Below are 20900 nucleotides of genomic sequence, written 5' to 3' on the forward strand. Positions count from 1 at the left end.
AAACCAGCTTAAATAAGTTGATTTTTATATTTATGTCCAGGTGCAACTCCTCAAAAGATATCGATCGAAATGGCGATTTCCTCCTTTCCATCACTCTGTGTCTTTGCAAATCCACTTCTGGGATAAATGCAAAAAAGCCTGCAGTAAACCGGCAGGCTGCTTTTATTTTGTTTTCTTTTTTTGAAACTGATTCACCTTGAGCAGGCTTAGAAATAACCAAATTAAACATTTAAAAACTTAACACATACTGGATAAGGAACGAAAACATCAGACTGTAAAAGCGTTAACTTTCCTGTGGACTCGTCTCTTGAAAATAACACAAGATTACCGGATTCCTGATTGGAAGCGACAAGGAATTTTTCGGTAGGATCTAACATGAAATCTCGCGGCCAATCTCCTTCTGTTGATGTGTGTTCAATAAATGTCAACTCACCTGAATCTTGGTTCACACTGAAAACGGCAATGCTGTTATGTCCTCGATTTGCTGCGTACACAAAGCGGCCATCGGAAGAGACATGAATGGCGCTGCCTTGATTGTTTTCAATAAAGTCTTTTGGGATGGTGGAAATGTATTGTAACTCTGTAAAGCTGCCATCTTCAGCCTTGTATGTTAAAGCGATCACTTCTGAACTAAGCTCGGTCATGAGATAGGCGTATCTTCCATTTGGATGAAAGTCGAGATGTCTTGGACCGCTTCCCGGCTTGACAGACAAGCTGCTAACTTCTGTTAGGGTACCATTATTTACTTCATATGTAATAAGTTTATCGATTCCCAAATCGATAACAGCAACATACTTTTCGTCAGGAGTAAACCCTGCATAATGCACGTGCGGTTTTTCTTGTCTTTCTTTATTAGGGCCAGAACCTTTATGTTCGATAATGGATGAGGCAGGATGGACCGTTCCGTTTTCTTTATTTACTAAATACGACTCGACCGTCCCTTTATGGTAATTGGCTGTCACTACATTGCCATGTTCACTATCGACACTAACATGACAAGGAGATGCTCCTTCTAATACCTGACTGTTTAGTAGTTTAAGCTCTCCGGTTTGGCCGTTAATCGAATAAGCAGCCACACCGCCTGATTCACCTTCTTTTATGACAGAATAAAGATATCGATTGTCGTGACTGATTGTCAAATATGTAGGATTGCCCAGATTGGCTGCTGCCTTTACATCCATGATTTTTGCTGCTTCTGTATCCAGCGTAAAGGTGTAAATCCCTTTGCTGTCCCCTTTCGTGTAAGTTCCAATATACCCGATAAATTTACTGTTAGCTGTCATCATTGTATGCTCCTTCCGGAAAATCTTATTGATTTTATTGTATCATAAGTCAGCTGTAAACCAAGATTCTCGGTTACTGACTTAGTGGAAAACCGAAAACTCGCTCATAAACCTCATTGTTTGCACCAGAACCATATAGTTACGGATAAAGAAAGATCTGCCCAATCAAAAAATGCAGCGCCCATGTTTTGTTGATAATTCCTGATAATATAGGACGGGAGTGTAAAGGTTGCTTAGGATAAAAGAACGCTTTTTTTTTTTTATGAATAAGGAACGGACAAAAAATGTCGATTCCTGATGAATCGTATTCATGAAACTTATTATTGAACTACTTACTTGAAAGGAGGTGAAATCATGCACTTCCGAAATTTAATTGTAAAAGGGTTGATCGCAGGAACGGCCTTGTTTTTTCCAACAGATGCATTTGCTGAGAAGGTTGAGCACGCTCAACAGCCAGATCCTCAAAGCAGTAAAGCCGTTGAAGAGGTTAAAGCTATGGCAAATCCAGAACCACCTAAAGGGGATGGACAAGCACAGGCAAATTCTCAGATAAGAAATGAGAATGCTGTTGAGCAAAATCCGGCTCCCAGCAATCATTCTCGACCTCAACAGGCGAAGCTTCAAAAGCCTGTTCAAAAGCCTGTTCAAAAGCCTGTTCAAAAGCCTGTTCAAAAGGCAGTACAATTGCCGGATCAGGCAATCGAAAGAGCTCAAAAAGCAGTACAAGTGCCAAGTGAGGCAAGAAAACAGGCTCAAAAGATAGTGCAAGTTTCAAATCGGGCAAGAAAACAGGGTCAAAAGACAGTACAAGTTCCAAATCAAGCAAGTAAAAAAGCTCAACAAGCGGTACAGTCTGCCGTAAAAAAGAACGAAACGGCTGCTGTAGATACTTTGCCTGAAAGAGTGGAAGTTAAACAGGGGGATAAGAAAGGGCCTGCCCAGAAGGAGAAGCCGCAATCGAATAATGAAGGAACCCCTTCTAAAACGAATGAAGCTGAAACCCTTTCTGAAAAGTCCTTACATACCGTTGATTCCGGAGAAGAAATGGACCATCAATATACGAAAACGGTTGAGAAGTTAGATCATGATAAAAACTTACACCGGTCTATATTGAAAAAGAAAGATGTGTCCGAAAAGATTTCATTCACTGAAAAGCCGAATTCAAAAGGAAAAGAGAACACACCTTCTCATCAGGAAAGATATCTTAGAGACATCCAGGTTACAAACTCTCCGCAAAATACCAAAATTCCAGGGGGGTCATCAAAAGACCGGACAGGCCATGGACAAAGCACAACTAGCTTTGTCGAGAAATGGCTCGAACTGGAGAAATATTGGAATTTGAAACTCATCCAGCCACATGTTTCTCGAGCATATGTGTATCGCAATCAATGGGTTAATGCTCCTCCTTCACCGCCGCCGAAGGATGCTCCTTTTTTCTTAACGTATACCATATATAAAAATCACGGATAACGATTAAAAGAAAAAAAGGAGCGAATTTGAAAATGAAATTTAACGTTAAAGGAAATACAGTTGTAAAATCTTTTGTGTTGGCAGGAGTACTTTCAGTTGGTGTTTTCGCCGGAGGGCATATTAGTGAAGCAGCAGGTCAAGGAAATCATGCAGTTAACGCAGCAAAAGTTAACACAGTAAAAGTTGAGCAAACTTCCGACTTTAAAGCAGTTCGTGTAAAAGCGAATGCATCTGCGGTAAACAAAGCAAAAGCACAGGGCAGTGTGAATGCAAGCGCAACTGCAAGGGATCATGCAGCTGTTAATTCTGCAGTACAGGTAACAGCGGAGGCAAAGGTAGAGGCTGACGTTCAAGAAGCTGTAAAACCTGTAAAGCCTGTAAAGCCTGTAAAGCCTGTAAAGCCTGTAAAACCTGTTGCGCCGGTTGAAGAGCAAACAGAAGCTGCAGCAAAAGACGTAGAAAAAACAAGTCCTTCTGCTGCAAACAAAGCCAAATCTATGGCAAGTGAACGTGCGAGTGAAAACGCAAAGCTGCATGCAGCTCTAAACTCTGCCGTTGGTGCAGCACCTGAAGAAGAAGCAAAAGCTGAGGAAGCAACAGAAGAAACCGCAGCTAAAGCTGCTGATGTTGATACTGATGTAGAAGTAAAAACAGAAGATGATCAAGATGCAGACATAGAAGCAACTAAAGAATCTGATTCTGAAGAAGCCGCTGATCTTGACACTACTGTAAAAGCGAAAACAGAAGATGATGAAGATGCAGACGAGCAAGCAGGTAAAGAGTCTGATTCTAAAAAGAAAGCTGATCTTCATACTGTTGTAAAAGCCAAAAAAGAAGATGACGAAGATGCGGTTAAAGAAGACACAGATGCAAACGAGCAAGCAACTGGAGAGTCTGATTCTGAAGAAACGGCTGATGTTGACTCTAATGTAGAAGCGAAAACAGAAGATGATGATGCGGTTACAGAAGATGAAAACGAGGCTAAAGAAAAAGTAAATACATCTGTTGCAAACAAAGCAAAGTCTACGGCAAGCGAGAGTGCTAACGAGAACGCAAAACTAAATGCAGCTTCGAACTCTGCTGTCCGTGCAGTTGTAACAGAAGAAGCAACTGAAGCAACAGAAGAAGTGACTAAAGAAGCAACTGAAGTTAGTCCATCCGTTGCAAACAAAGCAAAGTCTATGGCAAGCGAGCGTGCTAACGAGAACGCAAAACTAAATGCAGCTTCGAACTCTGCTGTCCGTGCAGCTGTAACAGAAGAAGCAACTGAAGCAACAGAAGAAGTGACTAAAGAAGCAACAGAAGAAGTGACTAAAGAAGCAACAGAAGAAGTGACTAAAGAAGCAACAGAAGAAGTGACTAAAGAAGCAACTGAAGTTAGTCCATCCGTTGCAAACAAAGCAAAGTCTACGGCAAGCGAGAGTGCTAACATGAATGCAACAACGCATGCCGTTGCAAACTCTGCTGTTCTTTCTACTATTCAAGAAGAAGGTACAAAAGAAGAGACAGTTGAAGCGGAAGCTGGCACAGAAAAATAAACTGTATTTTCGATAAACCGAAGGGATTTTCCCTTCGGTTTTGTATTGCTCAGGAGCCAATTTTGGATGGATTTCTCACCTGAACAAAAGAATCCTTATGAAGCAAGGGTCCTTTTGATGTTAAAATTCTTTAAGACTGATTATGCAGCCTCAATTATCCGCTGGAGGCTTTGATTGTGCCGCTATATCGGCCAGACAGCCTATAATTCATATATTCCTTAACTCTCGTAATATTTAAAGAATATTCCGTAATAAGGTGTTGTACAAATGCTACTACGCTCTCGGGATAAATGTCCTTCTTTTCTAAAATAGCTCTATACTTTTTTACTTGTTTTTCAAAATACTGTACTACCTGTTCAGGAGTCTTTACCAATAGACATTGCATATAATATCTAACTTGTTCCTCAAGCAAGTGATACCTATTCATTGGAACTTCTTCTTTCACGATTACCCCTCCCTCGTAAATTATTTTTATTTACTTGAAATATTTATAGATCTCTACAAAAATAAAGGAATGCCTGCATTTATATAGGTCAAGGTATTTATTGTACTCATAGGAAAAAAGATTTTGTCTAACACATGGAGACATGGTGCTTATTATTACTATAACAAAACGAATGGATCAAAATTTGTTAGTTTTTGTAGTAAATAATTAATTTTTATAAATATTCAGATAGTTTAAAAAGTGGATTCCAATGGAAAGTCTGATGAAGGAGTGAATGAATTTTTGTTTCCTTTCTTATTAAACGAACAGATTACATTACTTCAATAACAGATTAATGTGGCATAATTTGAAGGATGCGAAGAATACTAGGTAAGAGGTGTTGAACATGAAAAAAGATAATATTCATCAATATGAAAGTGCTATAGAGAGAGCCCGAAAAAGAAAAGCAAATGAAGAGGCGCTTGAAATAAGTTCGACGGGTTATGGTTATGAATCACATGTTTCTCATCCGCTTGAAATGGGAGAAAAGAATGGGGGAAGGGAAAACGAAAATCCGCAATAAAGTTTAACCGAGCCAAATAGAACAAGAAATAAGCACCTAAAAAGGTGTTTATTTCTTGTTCGTCTTCTTCCAAAAAGCCGATAATCTTCCTAATATCGTCTATTTGCAAAACCTCAGCGATTTTCTCGATATATCCAATTTTTGGATCACCGTCTGATAACGCAACTAAATCATCATGTCTTATACCAGCAAGGTCTGAAAGTTTGAGCATGGAAATATCGTGCTTTTAATGCGGCATGTTTAGAGTCTTGGTCGTTTTGTTCATATGAAAGCCGGCTGTTTTGTTTAATCCTTGATGATTTCACGTTCGTTTAATGGCTGGGCAGGACGATGGTTATCCGGGAAAATCTGGCGGAATGTATCAATTTGTTCTTTGGACATTTCAATTGGCTGCTCCAACACAATCCATTTGACGTCTTCCGAACATGGCGGAGTTGTTAAAGAACCATTATATCGAAATGATTGCTGGTCTTTTGGCAGAATGCTCGTGAAGTCAATCGGATCGGCCAATTTAATATCCTTTGTTGTTTCCTCTTTAGGTAAGATACTCCATACTTTTTCTAACACAGGGTTTGATGCACCTTCCCTAATCATGATCCCTAAAACCGCTAATTGATCATTTGCATCTTTATGTACAAGGTGCAATTCCATATCAAAGTTTTGACCATTAAATTGATGTTCGCTTGGTGTGTGGAAGTGGAATTGTGCCAGTTTGTACGGTTTACCTTCTAAGATAATGGAGTTATTGGTTGTTGTAGGATTCCCTTGAACCGTATGTCCGTTGTTTGTCAAAGAAAATTTCGTCGGTATGTAGTTAATTTCTAAATTCTCCAGTTTTTTACCTGCTTTTACTTTTGAAATTTCGATGTTGATAGGGGATTGTTCTTGTCCATTTACACATGTAGAGTTTGCAGGGTCTAAATTGCCCCAATGTTCGGGGCCTGTTTCTCCCTCGTAAGACCAATGGGCTTCTTGATGTATAGTTGCAGGTGTCTCTTCCAATCGCCTCTCCCTCTCGGCTTCTTCCTCCCTTGGTGCTTCAACTACGCTAGAAGAACAGGCAACAAGCGACAGAGAAAGAGACGCAGGCAAAAATGAATAAGCTAATTTGCTCTTTAGCATTTCCCAACCTCCTTGTTCTGTTTTTATGTAATGATACTTTATACTAACAATTTAAAACTAATATATTCTATTTATCTTTTCAACCCATATTTTGGGGTTTAGCATTTTTGGTTGCAGGAGCCTATCCGCGATGCCCGAACATTCTGTCGGCTTTTTTCAACAAGACGTTTGTGAGGGTTAAAACGGTTCCTTAGCCATTATTAAAATGTTGGTATTCAAATTGATTGTAAGCAATTAAAATAAAGATATAATTGCTTATCATCATTACCATATTTCTTTTTTTAAGAGAGAGGAAATCAGCTTGTGAGGAGGTACAACTTTGAGAAAAAAACAAGTCAATGCCATGGAGGTTGCGAGGCTGGCAGGTGTGTCGCAGTCTACAGTATCGCGGGTTTTTACTCCTGGTTCGAATGTGTCCGAGAAGGCACGCCGCCGGGTATTGGAAGCAGCTAAAGAGTTAGGGTATCGCCCAAATGCTTTAGCGAGGGGGTTGATCATGAATAAAACAAACATGATCGGTCTTGTAATGGGAGACATTCAAAACCCATTCTATCCCGAAATTTTGGATAAATTTACAAAAGGACTACGTGAAAAGGGATATCACCTTCTCTTTGTTCAGACCAAAAATGATGAGATTCAACCAAATGAAATCTCGCAATTTCTTGAATACAACGTAGAAGGTGTCATTGTGACAGACGCTTTGTTGTCCTCGAATGTCGTTTCCCATTTTTCTGAAAACAATATACCAGTTATATTGTTCAACCGGTATACGAAAGACTTTTCGTGTCATTTTGTTTGCTGTGATAACTATTCTGCGGGTAAGGAGATTGGTGAGTACTTGGTGCAACAAGGCCATCGGCGATTCGCTTATATTGCAGGTCGTATGAATACATCAACAAGTCGTGATCGCGAAAAAGGATTTCGTGAGGTACTTGGCCCAAAAGGAATCGAACCTGTCACTGAGATAGGAAATTACACATATGAAGGCGGGTATCAAGCAGCTTTGCGATTATTAACGGGGGACCACCCACCCGACGCTATTTTTTGTGCGAATGATATTATGGCATTAGGAGCGATTGATGCAGCCAAATCTTTGGAAGTGTCAATTCCTGAAGATGTGTCGGTTATGGGATTTGATGATATTACAATGGCTTCCTGGCCTCCATATTCCTTGACGACATGGCAGCAACCAGTAGATGAAATGATTAAAGCGACAATCCACACATTGGTGAATGAGATTGAAGGGGAAAATGAGGGTCCTATTTCTGTATTGCTTCCCGGATCGCTAATTGAAAGATGTTCTGTAAGCACTTTCAAAAAATAATTGACAATAGGGGCAGTACCGACTATCCTATTAATAGATGGAACATATTGAATTATCTAACTATTTAACCGGATTTCAAATAAGTTTTTATTTTAAGTGAGAGAGATAAAGATGATCTCTTTTTAACTTCAGAGAATTGGATACGCATGCATTTTTTATTTTCAGATTTTTGCATACGTATGCAACAAAACAAGGGAGGACTTACCGTGGCCAAGTATTTAAAACAAGGTAAAACAAAAGAAGAAATTGCAAAAAACGATGCACAAGTATCAGATATAGTAAGTCAAACAATCAAGCGTATTGAGACAGAAGGTGACGCTGCCGTAAGAGCATTATCTGAACAATTTGATAAATGGTCACCGGAAAGCTTCAGGTTGACGGGGGAACAAATTGAGGAAATTATCAGCAGTGTGCCAGAGCAAACGATTGAAGATATTAAATTCGCACAAGCACAAGTACGTCGATTCGCCGAGGAGCAACGTAAATCTATGCTTGATATTGAAGTCGAAACGTTACCGGGTGTCATTCTCGGTCATAAAAACATTCCGATGAACAGTGTTGGATGTTATATTCCAGGTGGACGCTATCCAATGGTTGCATCAGCACATATGAGTGTTCTCACAGCAAAAGTGGCAGGGGTAAAACGAGTAATTGCTTGTACTCCTCCAATTAAAGGGGAAATTCCTGCAGCAACCGTAGCAGCAATGTACCTGGCGGGAGCAGATGAAATCTACATCCTTGGTGGTATTCAGGCAATGGCTGCAATGGCTGTCGGTACAGAAACAATCCAGCCTGTAGATATGCTTGTAGGGCCTGGAAATGCGTATGTAGCAGAAACAAAACGCCAATTGTTTGGTCGTGTCGGAATTGACCTTTTTGCAGGTCCGACAGAGATACTGGTAGTTGCAGACGAAACAGCAGATGCAGAAATGATAGCGACCGATATTTTAGGTCAAGCAGAGCATGGACCAACGTCACCGGGTGCTTTAATCACTACATCCGAAAAACTGGCACAGGAAACTGTAGAGGAAATTGAACGCCAATTACAAACACTTCCGACCGCAGACGTGGCACGCGTAGCATGGGAGGAAAACGGTATCATCATTCTCGTTGAGGATGAAGAAGAAGCATTAATTGAAGCAGATAAATTAGCTTATGAGCATGTTGAAATTTTAACAAAAGATCCTGATTATTTCTTAAATAACATGACAAATTACGGTGCCCTGTTCCTTGGACCCGAAACAAACGTAGCATATGGCGATAAGGTGATTGGGACAAACCATACTCTTCCGACAAAAGGTGCGGCACGATACACAGGAGGACTGTGGGTAGGTAAGTTCCTTAAAACGTGTACATATCAAAAGGTTACGGAAGAAGCGAGTGCATTTGTTGGCGAATATGCAGCACGACTTTGCCAATTGGAGAATTTTGCAGGCCATGCCGAACAGGCTCTTCTTCGTGTTAAACGTTACGGAAAAGTAACGGTTGAATAATCAATAAGTGGGGGCACCCCGGATATTTAGGGATTCCCCACCTATAAAAGCGGCTGTCTTACCGCTGGTTCGAAAGGATAAACACTGAATTATCAATGTTTGGTTTTTCCTGAAAGCTGTCAATAAAGCTTTAATTTCGCTGAAATTTTGTTGCTTTCAGTTCATAAGACAATATGATTCCTTGATGGAATGAAGGGACGGCGGTATGTCCGGCACCGTAAAATAACTCTAAAATTAATTGGAATGAAATCGTTTACAAGCGGAATGGGATGAAACTTGCACTATGGGAGATATAGAGTGTCATATATAGAACGAGGGGGATGCTAGAGATGACATTTCATCAATTATTCATACCAAACGAAATTTTGTATGGAAAGGATTCCTTTGCTGAAATTGGCAAACAGGCAAAGGCTCTTGGAAAAAAGGTATTGATCATTAGTGATCCAATCATGGAAAAGATAGGGAATGTGAGTATTTGTGAAAAACACTTGCAAAATCATGATGTTCCTTATGCCAAATATACAGGGATTGATTCGGAACCTACGGACATTCATGTAGAAGATGCTCTCTCTGTTTGTAGAGAAGAAAAATGCGATGTCATTGTTGCGGTCGGTGGAGGAAGTTGTATTGATACAGCCAAGGCTGTTGCCGTTATGATGACGAATGAAGGCCATATTAGGGACTATAGCGGAGGAAAAAAGAAATTCAACGAAAAACCGCTGCCGCTTATTGCTGTTCCGACTACGGCCGGGACTGGCTCTGAAGTCACTAAAGTGACCGTTATTATCGATACGAAAAATGACGTGAAAATGATGATTTCTCAACCTCAATTGCTGCCTGCAATCGCTATTGTTGATCCAGCGCTTACCATTTCTTGTCCTCCGAATGTAACAGCGGCAACAGGGGTGGATGCTTTATGCCATGCCATTGAAGCATTCATTTCAAGGCGGGCTCAACCTGTTACCGACACATTGGCTCTAAAGGCAATTGAACTAATTGTCGGAAATCTTCGAAACGCTTATGCAAACGGTGAAGATGTCGAAGTAAGGGAGGGGATGGCGCTTGGTTCCATGTTAGCGGGAATGGCTTTTTCGAATGCCTCTGTTACGTTAGTACATGGAATGTCCCGTCCTATCGGCGCCATGTTCCATGTGCCCCATGGTATATCGAATGCGATGCTGCTTCCGGCGGTTCTCGAATTTTCAAAGGAAGAGGCGATCGATCGATTGTCCACCGTTGCAAGACACGTGTTACCGGAGACAAAGGAACTTTCAGAACATGAAGCTGTGGAAGAGTTAATTAACGAAATTAAGCAGCTATGCAATGATCTTCATATCCCGAACTTAAAAACATGGGGAATAGATAAAGAAAAATTCGATCTTGTTGTGTCTAAGATGGCGACTGATGCACTAGCAAGCGGCAGCCCGGGAAATAACCCTAAAGTGCCTGCACACGAGGAGATTATTGATCTTTATTACAATTGCTATGAATATGACTTTTCTACAAATAGGAAGGTAGCGAAATAGTTTGTTCACGTCAAATAGAGAGGAGAACCAACAATGGATTTAGTCATCATTATACTGGCTTTAGGACTTCTTATGCTGATTGCATACCGCGGTTTTTCTGTTATCCTGTTCGCGCCGCTTTGTGCGCTGCTCGCAGTCATGTTAACTGAGCCCAGTTACGCATTGCCGTTTTTCTCCAACATCTTTATGGAGAAGATGGTTGGTTTTATAAAAAATTATTTTCCGGTCTTTTTGCTGGGAGCGGTTTTTGGAAAATTAGTTGAAATGTCAGGTATTGCCGAGTCGATTGCCAAAACGATCGTACAACTAGTCGGCGGGAAAAGAGCCATGCTGGCGATCGTCTTAATGTGTGCGATTTTAACTTACAGCGGAGTGAGTTTGTTCGTTGTCGCATTTGCGGTTTATCCATTTGCGGCGAATCTTTTCCGTGAAGCGAATATTCCTAAACGGCTTATTCCAGGTACGATTGCTTTGGGGGCATTATCCTTTACCATGGATGCGATGCCGGGAACGCCCCAAATTCAAAACGTGATTCCGACATCATTCTTCAAGACAGATATTTACGCGGCTCCAACCTTGGGGATTATTGGATCTGTATTCGTCTTTACCCTGGGAATGGCTTATTTAGAGAGGCGCCGTAAAAAAGCGCAGGCTGCAGGCGAAGGTTATCTCGGCTTTGGAGATGCAAGCGGCGAAATGGCTGCCGCTGCTGAGGCAACTAACCTTTCATCTATTAATACAGTCACTCAGCCGAATATCGGACGCCAGGTACTGGCATTTGTCCCGCTTATTCTTGTAGGAGTAGCCAATAAATTTCTTACCCTTTCCATTCCTAAATGGTACCCTGATGGATTTGATTTTTCTAAATTAGGTTTAGATTCATTTGGCAAAGTTGACCTTGCAGCGGTAACAGGGATTTGGTCAGTGGAAATCGCTTTAGTATTAGGTATCCTCGCAACCGTTGCGTATGATTGGAAACGCATTGCTTCCGGTTTCCAGGCAGGGCTCAATGCGAGTATTGGCGGAGCTTTGCTCGCAACGATGAACACGGCTTCTGAATATGGATTTGGCGGGGTCATCTCTTCCCTTCCTGGTTTTAGTGTGGTACGTGATGGAATATCAAATACGTTTACCAATCCTCTTGTAAATGGAGCGGTCACAACGAACGTATTAGCGGGGATCACGGGTTCAGCTTCAGGCGGAATGGGAATAGCCCTTAGTGCCATGGGAGAAAAGTATATTCAGGCTGCCGCACAATATAATATACCGCCTGAAGTCATGCACCGTGTCATCGCAATGGCATCAGGCGGTATGGACTCCCTGCCTCATAACGGCGCCGTTATTACAATACTTGCTGTAACAGGGTTAACACATAAACAGTCTTACAGGGACATCTTTGCGGTTACCATCATTAAAACACTTGCCTGCTTCTTTGTCATTCTAGTCTACAGCCTGACTGGATTGGTCTGATAATTATAAATAGACAGAAAATTTAATCGCTGAGAGGTTTTGCCGCCTGTAAGAGCGGAATAAATAGGAGAGGAAGATGAATAATGGCAACAATTACAGTAGAAACATTAAAGAATTACATTGGCGGAGAATGGGTTGAGTCTGCATCCGAAAAAACAGAAGTGGTTCCGAACCCTGCAACAGGCGAAGCGTTAGCTTATGTGCCGATTTCTGTTCGTGAGGATTTGGACAAGGCTGTAGCGGCCGCTAAAGAAGCGTTCAAAACATGGTCAAAAACGGCAGTGCCTCGTCGCGCGCGTATTTTATTCCGATATCAACAGCTTTTAATCGAAAACTGGGATGAGTTGGCGAAACTGGTTACATTAGAAAACGGGAAAAGCTATGGTGAAGCGTATGGAGAGGTACAAAGAGGAATCGAGTGTGTCGAGTTTGCCGCAGGTGCGCCGACATTAATGATGGGTAATCAGCTTCCTGATATCGCCACAGGAGTCGAATCGGGAATGTACCGTTATCCGATTGGAGTTGTGGGAGGAATTACCCCATTCAACTTCCCGATGATGGTTCCATGCTGGATGTTCCCTCTTGCGATTGCCTGCGGAAATACGTTTGTATTAAAGCCATCTGAACGAACTCCGCTGTTAGCTAACCGCCTCGCAGAACTCTTCACGGAAGCAGGGCTGCCAAAAGGAGTACTAAACATTGTGCATGGAGCCCATGATGTGGTGAACGGCATTTTGGAACATCGTGATATTAAAGCTGTATCATTTGTTGGTTCCCAGCCTGTAGCCGAGTACGTATACAAAACAGGAGCGGCTCATGGAAAACGCGTACAGGCGTTAGCGGGTGCGAAAAATCACTCGATCGTCATGCCTGATGCTGATTTAGACAATACTGTTTCTAACATCATAAATGCGGCTTTTGGTTCTGCCGGTGAACGCTGCATGGCTTGTGCTGTCGTTGTGCCTGTTGGCAATGTTGCTGATGAATTGGTAGCCCGCTTGCGTCAAGCAGCAGAGGACATCAAGATGGGGAACGGTTTAGATGAAGATGTTTTCCTTGGCCCGGTTATTCGTGATTCCCACAAAGAACGTACAGTTAAATATATCGAAATCGGTGAGAAGGAAGGCGCGGTTCTGGTTCGTGATGGTCGCAGAGACACGGCAACAAATGCAAACGGCTATTTTGTCGGGCCGACAATCTTTGATCATGTTAAACCAGAAATGACTATTTGGCAGGATGAAATTTTTGCCCCTGTTCTTTCCATCGTGCGTGCGGAAAGCCTTGATGAAGCAATTGAAATTGTAAACCAGTCTGAATTTGCGAATGGGGCATGCTTATATACAGACAGTGCGAAAGCTATTCGACAATTCCGTGAAGACATTGATGCGGGAATGCTCGGTATCAATCTTGGAGTCCCAGCTCCAATGGCATTCTTCCCATTCTCCGGCTACAAGAATTCTTTCTATGGAGATCTGCATGCCAATGGACGCGATGGAGTAGAGTTTTATACACGCAAAAAAATGGTAACAGCTCGATATTAATTAAGGGTGGCACCGACGTATGGTTCGGTGCCTCTCTTTTTAAGGAAAGAATAGAAAGGGAGATGGCTGAATTGTCTCATTTTAGTGAAATGAAAGGTCAAAAGGTTGTGGTGACAGGAGGAAGTAAAGGGATTGGGAAAGATATCTCCGTCGCTTTTGCAAAGTTGGAGGCAGATGTCGTCATTGCAGGGCGTGATGAGGTCGCCTTATCTTCGGCTGTGGAAGAGCTCAAACAAATTCATCCGCGATGCTCTTATTTGGTGGCCGATATGCAAGATGTGCAAAGCGTGTATGGAATGGTGGATCAAGCAGTTTCTGTTTTGGGAGGGCTTGATGTGCTCGTGAATAATGCAGGAGTGAATATCCCAAAGCCAGCCCTGGAAGTGACAGAGAAAGATTGGGATCAAGTATTGGATACAAATTTAAAAGGAACATTCTTCTGTGCTCAACGGGCAGGAAAATATATGACGGAGAATAGAAAAGGAAGAATCATTAATATCGTCTCCCAAATGGCGTTTGTCGGCTATATAAAACGTTCTGCCTATTGTTCCAGTAAAGGGGGAGCAGTCCAGTTAACGAAGGCTTTAGCAGTCGAATGGGCGCCATATAATGTCAAAGTAAACGCGGTAGCCCCTACATTTATCCAAACAGATTTAACGAGTAAAATGTTTCAAGATCAGGATTTTTATCATGACGTACTTAACCGCATCCCTTTAGGGAAGCTGGCTCAGCCCTCTGATGTAACGGGAGCTGTTTTATTTCTTGCTTCAGACATGGCTAATTTTATTACGGGAGAAACGATTAAAGTTGATGGAGGGTGGACGGCCATATGAACACTTCTATAGAAAAGTTATCCATTCTGGGATCGGGAACAATGGGGCATTCCATTGCTTTGTCGGCAGCTTTGGCTGGATTTGAAGTGAAAGTTTGGGGAACGAATGAACAGGATATTCAACGGGGGAAAGCAGGGGTGGCCGAGAAGCTAAAGGTATTGATGGAATATGAAGTTGTGAAATCAAGTGAAGTGAAGAGAATTGAGTCTTGTATTGAATTTATGGTTTCTCTGGAAAAGAGCATTGATAATGCAACATTCATCATTGAAGCAATTCCGGAAAACCTTGCTCTGAAACAGAAGATGTTTCAAAATTTAGATCGGGTATGTTCGCCTGACGTCATTCTTGCCAGCAACACCTCGGGCTTGAGTCCGACAGCGATTGCCCTTCACACTTCAAGACCGGAAAGAACGGTCGTCACTCATTTTTGGAATCCCGGTCATTTAATCCCTCTAGTAGAAGTAGTGCGCGGAGAACAAACTTCGAATGAAACGATTCAGAGAGCTTTGCAATTGCTTGAAAGTATGAACAAAAAACCGATTGTCGTAAAAAAAGATATTCTTGGATCGATTGTGAACCGGCTTCAATATGCTCTGTTTCGCGAGGCCCAATACATTCTTGAACAAGGGATTTCGTCAGTGGAAGACATTGATGCCGCAGTACGCTACAGTATCGGCCGCCGTTTGCCGGTTACAGGCCCTTTCATGACAGCCGACATGGGAGGACTGGATGTATTTGATTCTATTTCCGGCTACTTGTTCCCGGATTTAAGTACCCACCAAGAAACATTTCAGATGATGAGGACACTCGTGGATGGAGGGAAATACGGACAAAAAACAGGGGAAGGGTTTTATCAATGGAGCCCCGAGCAATCACAGAGAGTAAATGAAGAGCGTGAACGGGAACTTATCTACTGGTTGAAAAAAGATATGGAATCTAAGGAAAGAGTAAAATGAAACTTGGTTCTGTCACTATTATTCTAATGAATGAGAGCTTAAATCAAAAAATCACTTGAAATAATATACAGCGGGTACTGTAGTAAAGGGAGAAGGGAATAACGACTTTATGGCAGTGCCCTGATTTTTTGATACAAAGGAAGATGCTTATATAAACAGAAAGATTAGTACATATAATAGAAAAGGAGAGAAAATAATGGAAATCACGAAAGAAACTTTTGGGCAGCTCAACGATCAAACCATTTATGCTTATACGATGAAAAATAAAAATAATATAGAAGTTGTTTGTCTTAACTATGGTTGCGTCATTACAAAATTGATGACTCCAGATGCTGATGGGAATCTAGAAAATATCGTTTTAGGCTTTGATTGTATAGAGGATTATATTGATTTTTCCCCATATTTCGGCGCGGTTATTGGCCGGGTTGCAGGGAGAATTGCGAACGCTGAGTTTGAGTTAGACGGAAAAACTTATAAGTTGGCTCAAAATGACCAAAGAAACCATTTGCATGGCGGTATTAGAGGGTTTAGTCATGTCGTTTGGGATACAAAGGTAATCGAAAATGAAAATGATGCAAGAAGTATTGAGTTTACATATGCAAGTCCGGATGGTGAAGAGGGATACCCGGGAAATGTCACTGTCAAAGTCATCTATACACTGAATGATCAAAATGAACTTCTTATCTCGTATGAAGGAACAACGGAGCAGAAGACTTTGCTCAACTTAACGAATCACACGTATTTTAATTTAGGCGGAAATCTGAAGCGGGACATCTTGGATCATACTCTCAACATGAAAAGCGATCGCTTTGTGGAATTAAGAGAAGACCTTATTCCAACAGGAAATTTCCTGGATGTTGAAAACACGGTTTTCGATTTTCGAAAAGGGAGAAAGATAAAAGATGGAGTAAATTCAGACCATATTCAAAATAGTATTGCGGGAGGCGGATATGATCATCCATTTCTTCTGAACACCAATAATGACCAAGAAGTCATTCTATATGATGAAGAAAGCGGCCGATGTATTACAATTGAAACCGACCAGCCTGATGTCGTTTTGTATACAGGTAGTCAGCTGGAAGACGACTACAGCATGAGAGGTGTGCAGTCGCGCAAATATCTTGGTTTGTGTTTAGAGACACAAGGATTACCGGATGCCATCCATCATCCTCGTTTTCCTTCTGGCATCTTAGATAAAGGGGAAGTGTATCGATCTATTACTAAGTATACGTTTGGAGTTAAATAGTTATTAATGTGAAGTTAGGGTTGGGATCCAGTACAATGGCTTGTCCGTTCTCTATAATGAAAAGGTCGATTCATGTCAAAAGTAAGACGAAAACTGGAAACGCTATCTTTAAGGATGGAATCATCAAATGTCAGATACGTGCATATTCTTATTTTAGAATAGGAGGTGTCGTTCGTTTGGAGATTCTTGAAATGTCAAAACAAATGGCTAATCATATGTATCCAATTGTCTTAGCGAAAAGATATGAAATATTTAAGGATAATGTTACCGCCTCTTCATTAAGAAGATATTTAAATGTCGATCATTCTGTTAGTTTATATGCTGCAATAACGATTATTTATCGTTTAGAAGCGGAAGGTTATATATCGAAACCTTTGGCCGAACATGACTTTAAACGGAAGTTATTAAAGTGAAGTTATAAAGCGGGCTCTTCCCGGGGATTAACATAAAATGTTAGATACAACACATGATCCAGCGAGATTACTCTATCATTTCTTAAACTCTAGAAAAATTTCAAAAACAAGTTTAGTGGTCCCTGTTTTTGGGAAAAGGTTAAATGTGCAGCGAGACCCCTTTATACGATGTCGCTTGCTTCGACTAGACTCCCGGTTTTCCTGACCGGGAGTCTTTTTTATTGAATCTCGATATCGCAGTAGGAATCTAATAAAGAGAATGAACCGTCATGATAAACCCGGTAAAATCAAGGGGGGCTTGACGGTTCATTTCAATTGAAAAACAAGATTATCTTCCTTTTCGGGACTTATGAGTCAGTTCCTTTATTTATTGGCGTGTGAGGTTTTGTATTTTAATATGGAAAGAAAGCAGAAAATAGAGGTGAAATAAGATACTTATCATAAAATTGTCTGTTAGTAAGCGTAGTATGATGGGAGGGCAAACAATTGCTGAAGAAACTGTCGGTTTGGGCTAGAAAAGTAAAGTCGGATTTCATGGTGCTTTATCTTGCGCACAAAGATAAACGGGTTCCGTGGTATGCAAAAGTAATTGCGGTAGTAGTTGTTGCTTATGCTTTTAGTCCCGTTGATTTGATCCCTGATTTTATTCCAATATTGGGGTATTTAGATGATGTTATTTTATTGCCATTGGGAATTGTACTGGCAATGAAATTAATACCTGGATATGTACTAAGTGAATACAGAACAAAAGTCATGGAGCTCGAGAAAAAAGAGAAGCCTAAAAATTGGGTTGCAGGTATCTTCATTATATTTGTTTGGATTTTCATACTGATGATGGTTTTTTTATATTTTTTTAATGCTTTTATGGGGTGATACTGCATTGTCTAATCGGAGTATAAGATAAGCAGTAACTGAATCTATCATCGCCGGGATCATGAACGAAAATATATGAATCCACATAAAGAATTGAACATGAGTAAAAAAACGCCCATGTCAAATTCTTTACGTGTAAGCCTGCTCAAGGTGAGAGAACAGAAAAACGCAAATAGAAGAAGGCTCGATGACAGAGGTCAAAAAGTGAAACAGTTTTAATGTTCTCGTAACAAGAATGAAACATATTTCATGGTATAACTATATGTATAAAGAAAGGGGGAGCCGTATGCAATTGATAAGGCGTATGGTTTTGACAATGTTGGTAAGCTTATTGGGGTTATCAGGCACAATAGCAGCTCATGCACAAACAAGTCAGGAAACCTTAAAAAATGCTCAGCAGAGGCTGCAGCAAAAGCAGGCGATTGTGAATCAAAAAGTAAAAGAAAAGCAGTCTGTTAATCAAGACATAAAGAAAATTCAACAAGAATTACAATCATTACATACACTGATCTCAAAAAATAAAGAAGACTTAACAAAGATTCAACAAAAGATTGAGGCGACAAATCGTCTGATAGAACAGAAAAAAGCAGAAATCGTCGTACTTGAAGATAAGGTACTCGCCCGCAAACATATTATGAAAGAGCGGCTCGTAGCTCTTCAACGTAATGATAATAGGAATATATTAATCGATATGTTCTTGGATGCTGATAGTCTTGCAGATTTCATTCGCCGCGCCAGTGCGGTGACGACTCTTTTCAATGCTGATAAGGATATTTTAGCAGCGCAGCAGGAAGATCTTCGACAGATTGAAGAAGATAAAAAAGAAATCGACCGACAAGAACAAATATTAGAAAGTGAACAAGAGAAATTGGCTGTACAGCAAGCTGAGCTTGATCAAAACTTGCAAAAAAGACAAGCTGCATTAGCGGCGATGCAAGTGAAATACAGCCAGATTTCCAAGCAAATCGCACTTGCTGAGCAAGAAAAGGCAAGCATTGAATCCCAAATGAAAGAGATTCAAGAGGCGATTAAGAAAGAGCAAGAAGAGGCAAGGGAAAGGGCTGCAAAGGCGGCCATGGAACGGGCGGCAAAAGAGAAAGCCGCTAGAGAGACCCGATTAGCGGAGCAAGCAAGAGCAAAAGCAGCAGCAAGAGCGAAGGTTGCAGCTAGTCGTCCATCTCCTTCAAAAGAGACATCTGGTAAAGAGCCTACTGAAGGCAAAGAGATGTATGTCACTGCGACTGCATACAGCCATGAGGAAACAGATGGCAATGGATATATTACTGCACTGGGATACAATATTAAAAATGATCCAAGCTTGAAATTGATTGCCGTTGACCCGGATGTCATCCCATTAGGTAAGAAAGTATGGGTAGAACGCTATGGTGTTGCCATTGCAGGTGATACAGGCGGTGCCATTAAAGGGCATAGAATCGATGTATTAATGCACTCAAAAGCGGACGCATTAGCATGGGGACGCCAAACGGTGAAAGTTGTGATTTTGGATTAGTGCGTACTTTTCAGTCACGCATGTTGCAGGTTAGTGTTTTTGATAGAAATATATTTAAAAGATACTAGTGAATTATCGGGGAAGTTTATATATTACTAAAGCAGAGACCTGACATCAAAATGGATGTCAGGTCTCTTTTTATTAGGCTGTGTTAAAATTATTCGTTGATTCCTGGTTCATTCGTCAGAAACCATCAGTTTACAGGAATGATCCAGACGGCTTAGAATTTAACACGGTTTCTTTAAAGGGCCTTCTTATAAAGGAAGAGGGAAAAGAATTCAAGATAAAGGAATAAAATACATAAAATTTACTATAATTTGGATATGGATAATCTTAAGTTCTATCATTCTTTCATGGAGATGAAGTGCATAAGAAGATGGAGCTTCTAGAAGACATATGCAGATTCCCTAAAAATGCCAAGAAAGGGTGTTTCATTATGGTGAAAAATATTTCAGAGACCACTACCCTAAATAACGGAGTGAAAATGCCATGGCTTGGCCTTGGGGTTTATAAGATGGGGAATGGCCAGGAAATAGAAAAAGCCATCAAAGCAGCTATTCAAACAGGCTATCGAAGCATAGACACCGCTGATTTCTATCAAAACGAAGAAGGGGTAGGCAAGGCTATAAAAGAGGCTGGGATACCAAGGGAAGAACTCTTTATCACGACAAAAATGTGGAACGACCGTCAGGGATACGAGTCAACATTAAAAGCCTTTGAAGAGAGCAGAAGAAAACTTGATCTCGACTATATTGATCTTTATTTGATTCATTGGCCGGTAAAAGGGAAGTATAAAGAAACATGGAAAGCGCTCGAAAAGCTATATAAAGAAGGACATGTACGTACAATCGGCGTCAGTAATTTTCAAATTCACCATTTGGAAGATTTAATGGCTGACAGTGAGATTGTGCCGGCCGTCAACCAGGTAGAATTTCATCCTAAATTAACCCAAAAGAAGTTGTTGCAATTTTGCAAAGAAAATCGTATTCAAATGGAAGCCTGGGCTCCGCTCATGCGCGGGCGAATTTTAGATCATCCTTTATTGCTTCAGATTGCAGGAAAGTATAACAAAACCACTTCTCAGGTGGTTCTTCGCTGGGATTTACAGCATGAAGTTGTGGCCATTCCTAAATCCGTGAACGAAAATCGCATAGCAGCAAATGCCGATATTTTCAATTTTGAATTGACTGAGGAGGAGATGAAGCAAATCGATGCTTTAAATGAAAACTATCGAACGGGGGGAGATCCAGATAATATTAATTTTTAAAGTGAGAAACAGAAGGTTCTAAAAAGAG

Annotated in this window: 18 protein-coding genes; 15 read left to right on the top strand and 3 right to left on the bottom strand. The window is 40.9% G+C overall.

The features are described from left to right. Positions 1-221: 221 nt before the first annotated feature. Entirely contained in the window at positions 222-1283 is a 1062-nt protein-coding gene (locus ACFOU2_RS13555) for a lactonase family protein (RefSeq protein WP_377915977.1), read from the bottom strand. Positions 1284-1637: 354 nt separating this feature from the next. Between ACFOU2_RS13555 and ACFOU2_RS13560 the strand changes: the two genes are divergently transcribed. Both ACFOU2_RS13560 and ACFOU2_RS13565 read left to right on the top strand, forming a co-directional pair. After that, the gene (locus tag ACFOU2_RS13560) at positions 1638-2753 is read left to right on the top strand and encodes a hypothetical protein (protein ID WP_377915979.1); all 1116 of its coding nucleotides are present in this window, start codon (positions 1638-1640) and stop codon (positions 2751-2753) included. Positions 2754-2785: 32 nt separating this feature from the next. Beyond that, complete coding sequence (locus ACFOU2_RS13565) at positions 2786-4291, top strand: hypothetical protein (protein ID WP_377915981.1); 1506 nt, start codon at positions 2786-2788, stop codon at positions 4289-4291. A gap of 154 nt (positions 4292-4445) precedes the next feature. Here the strand turns inward: ACFOU2_RS13565 and ACFOU2_RS13570 are convergent, their stop codons facing one another. Next, the gene (locus tag ACFOU2_RS13570; RefSeq protein WP_377915983.1) at positions 4446-4736 is read right to left on the bottom strand and encodes a hypothetical protein; all 291 of its coding nucleotides are present in this window, start codon (positions 4734-4736) and stop codon (positions 4446-4448) included. A 385-nt stretch (positions 4737-5121) separates the two neighbouring features. On the opposite strand from ACFOU2_RS13570, the gene ACFOU2_RS13575 reads away from it, so the two are divergent. Further along, positions 5122-5298: a hypothetical protein gene (locus tag ACFOU2_RS13575; RefSeq protein WP_377915985.1), complete on the top strand. Its 177-nt coding sequence runs from the start codon at positions 5122-5124 to the stop codon at positions 5296-5298. A gap of 285 nt (positions 5299-5583) precedes the next feature. Here the strand turns inward: ACFOU2_RS13575 and ACFOU2_RS13580 are convergent, their stop codons facing one another. Then, positions 5584-6420 (bottom strand): carbonic anhydrase, encoded by an 837-nt coding sequence (locus ACFOU2_RS13580; RefSeq protein ID WP_377915987.1) that lies wholly within the window; start codon positions 6418-6420, stop codon positions 5584-5586. A 319-nt stretch (positions 6421-6739) separates the two neighbouring features. On the opposite strand from ACFOU2_RS13580, the gene ACFOU2_RS13585 reads away from it, so the two are divergent. The 12 genes from ACFOU2_RS13585 to ACFOU2_RS13640 all read left to right on the top strand — a co-directional run bounded on the left by ACFOU2_RS13585 (position 6740) and on the right by ACFOU2_RS13640 (position 20872). Further along, positions 6740-7744 (top strand): LacI family DNA-binding transcriptional regulator, encoded by a 1005-nt coding sequence (locus tag ACFOU2_RS13585; protein ID WP_377915989.1) that lies wholly within the window; start codon positions 6740-6742, stop codon positions 7742-7744. 206 nt (positions 7745-7950) lie between these two features. Then, positions 7951-9237, top strand: a complete 1287-nt coding sequence (gene hisD, locus ACFOU2_RS13590; RefSeq protein ID WP_377915991.1) for a histidinol dehydrogenase — start codon at positions 7951-7953, stop codon at positions 9235-9237. A gap of 329 nt (positions 9238-9566) precedes the next feature. Then, the gene (locus tag ACFOU2_RS13595; RefSeq protein ID WP_377915993.1) at positions 9567-10763 is read left to right on the top strand and encodes an iron-containing alcohol dehydrogenase; all 1197 of its coding nucleotides are present in this window, start codon (positions 9567-9569) and stop codon (positions 10761-10763) included. Between the two features lie 33 nt (positions 10764-10796). Then, positions 10797-12233: a GntP family permease gene (locus ACFOU2_RS13600; RefSeq protein WP_377915995.1), complete on the top strand. Its 1437-nt coding sequence runs from the start codon at positions 10797-10799 to the stop codon at positions 12231-12233. 83 nt (positions 12234-12316) lie between these two features. Continuing rightward, complete coding sequence (locus ACFOU2_RS13605) at positions 12317-13774, top strand: CoA-acylating methylmalonate-semialdehyde dehydrogenase (protein ID WP_377915997.1); 1458 nt, start codon at positions 12317-12319, stop codon at positions 13772-13774. Between the two features lie 71 nt (positions 13775-13845). Continuing rightward, on the top strand, positions 13846-14607 hold the full coding sequence (locus ACFOU2_RS13610) for an SDR family NAD(P)-dependent oxidoreductase (protein ID WP_377915999.1): 762 nt from the start codon (positions 13846-13848) through the stop codon (positions 14605-14607). Then, entirely contained in the window at positions 14604-15563 is a 960-nt protein-coding gene (locus tag ACFOU2_RS13615; protein ID WP_377916001.1) for a 3-hydroxyacyl-CoA dehydrogenase family protein, read from the top strand. Before ACFOU2_RS13610 ends, ACFOU2_RS13615 begins: the two co-directional genes overlap by 4 nt. Positions 15564-15759: 196 nt before the next feature. Beyond that, entirely contained in the window at positions 15760-16809 is a 1050-nt protein-coding gene (locus tag ACFOU2_RS13620; RefSeq protein ID WP_377916003.1) for an aldose epimerase family protein, read from the top strand. A 176-nt stretch (positions 16810-16985) separates the two neighbouring features. Then, complete coding sequence (locus ACFOU2_RS13625) at positions 16986-17222, top strand: hypothetical protein (protein WP_377916005.1); 237 nt, start codon at positions 16986-16988, stop codon at positions 17220-17222. 486 nt (positions 17223-17708) lie between these two features. Beyond that, on the top strand, positions 17709-18095 hold the full coding sequence (locus ACFOU2_RS13630; RefSeq protein ID WP_377916007.1) for a YkvA family protein: 387 nt from the start codon (positions 17709-17711) through the stop codon (positions 18093-18095). 286 nt (positions 18096-18381) lie between these two features. After that, on the top strand, positions 18382-19605 hold the full coding sequence (locus tag ACFOU2_RS13635; protein WP_377916009.1) for a 3D domain-containing protein: 1224 nt from the start codon (positions 18382-18384) through the stop codon (positions 19603-19605). Positions 19606-20041: 436 nt separating this feature from the next. Continuing rightward, entirely contained in the window at positions 20042-20872 is an 831-nt protein-coding gene (locus ACFOU2_RS13640) for an aldo/keto reductase (protein ID WP_377916011.1), read from the top strand. The last annotated feature ends 28 nt before the right edge of the window (positions 20873-20900 follow it).

The sequence above is a fragment of the Bacillus songklensis genome (assembly GCF_042649685.1).
GTDB classification, from domain to species: Bacteria; Bacillota; Bacilli; order Bacillales; family Bacillaceae_H; genus Bacillus_BA; species Bacillus_BA songklensis.

What these genes read in the sequence shown, in the direction of transcription:
- ACFOU2_RS13555 (WP_377915977.1), bottom strand. Translation starts at nt 1,283, where the DNA reads ATGACAGCTAACAGTAAATTTATCGGGTATATTGGAACTTACACGAAA.
- ACFOU2_RS13560 (WP_377915979.1), top strand. Translation starts at nt 1,638, where the DNA reads ATGCACTTCCGAAATTTAATTGTAAAAGGGTTGATCGCAGGAACGGCC.
- ACFOU2_RS13565 (WP_377915981.1), top strand. Translation starts at nt 2,786, where the DNA reads ATGAAATTTAACGTTAAAGGAAATACAGTTGTAAAATCTTTTGTGTTG.
- ACFOU2_RS13575 (WP_377915985.1), top strand. Translation starts at nt 5,122, where the DNA reads ATGAAAAAAGATAATATTCATCAATATGAAAGTGCTATAGAGAGAGCC.
- ACFOU2_RS13580 (WP_377915987.1), bottom strand. Translation starts at nt 6,420, where the DNA reads ATGCTAAAGAGCAAATTAGCTTATTCATTTTTGCCTGCGTCTCTTTCT.
- ACFOU2_RS13595 (WP_377915993.1), top strand. Translation starts at nt 9,567, where the DNA reads ATGACATTTCATCAATTATTCATACCAAACGAAATTTTGTATGGAAAG.
- ACFOU2_RS13600 (WP_377915995.1), top strand. Translation starts at nt 10,797, where the DNA reads ATGGATTTAGTCATCATTATACTGGCTTTAGGACTTCTTATGCTGATT.
- ACFOU2_RS13605 (WP_377915997.1), top strand. Translation starts at nt 12,317, where the DNA reads ATGGCAACAATTACAGTAGAAACATTAAAGAATTACATTGGCGGAGAA.
- ACFOU2_RS13615 (WP_377916001.1), top strand. Translation starts at nt 14,604, where the DNA reads ATGAACACTTCTATAGAAAAGTTATCCATTCTGGGATCGGGAACAATG.
- ACFOU2_RS13620 (WP_377916003.1), top strand. Translation starts at nt 15,760, where the DNA reads ATGGAAATCACGAAAGAAACTTTTGGGCAGCTCAACGATCAAACCATT.
- ACFOU2_RS13635 (WP_377916009.1), top strand. Translation starts at nt 18,382, where the DNA reads ATGCAATTGATAAGGCGTATGGTTTTGACAATGTTGGTAAGCTTATTG.
- ACFOU2_RS13640 (WP_377916011.1), top strand. Translation starts at nt 20,042, where the DNA reads ATGGTGAAAAATATTTCAGAGACCACTACCCTAAATAACGGAGTGAAA.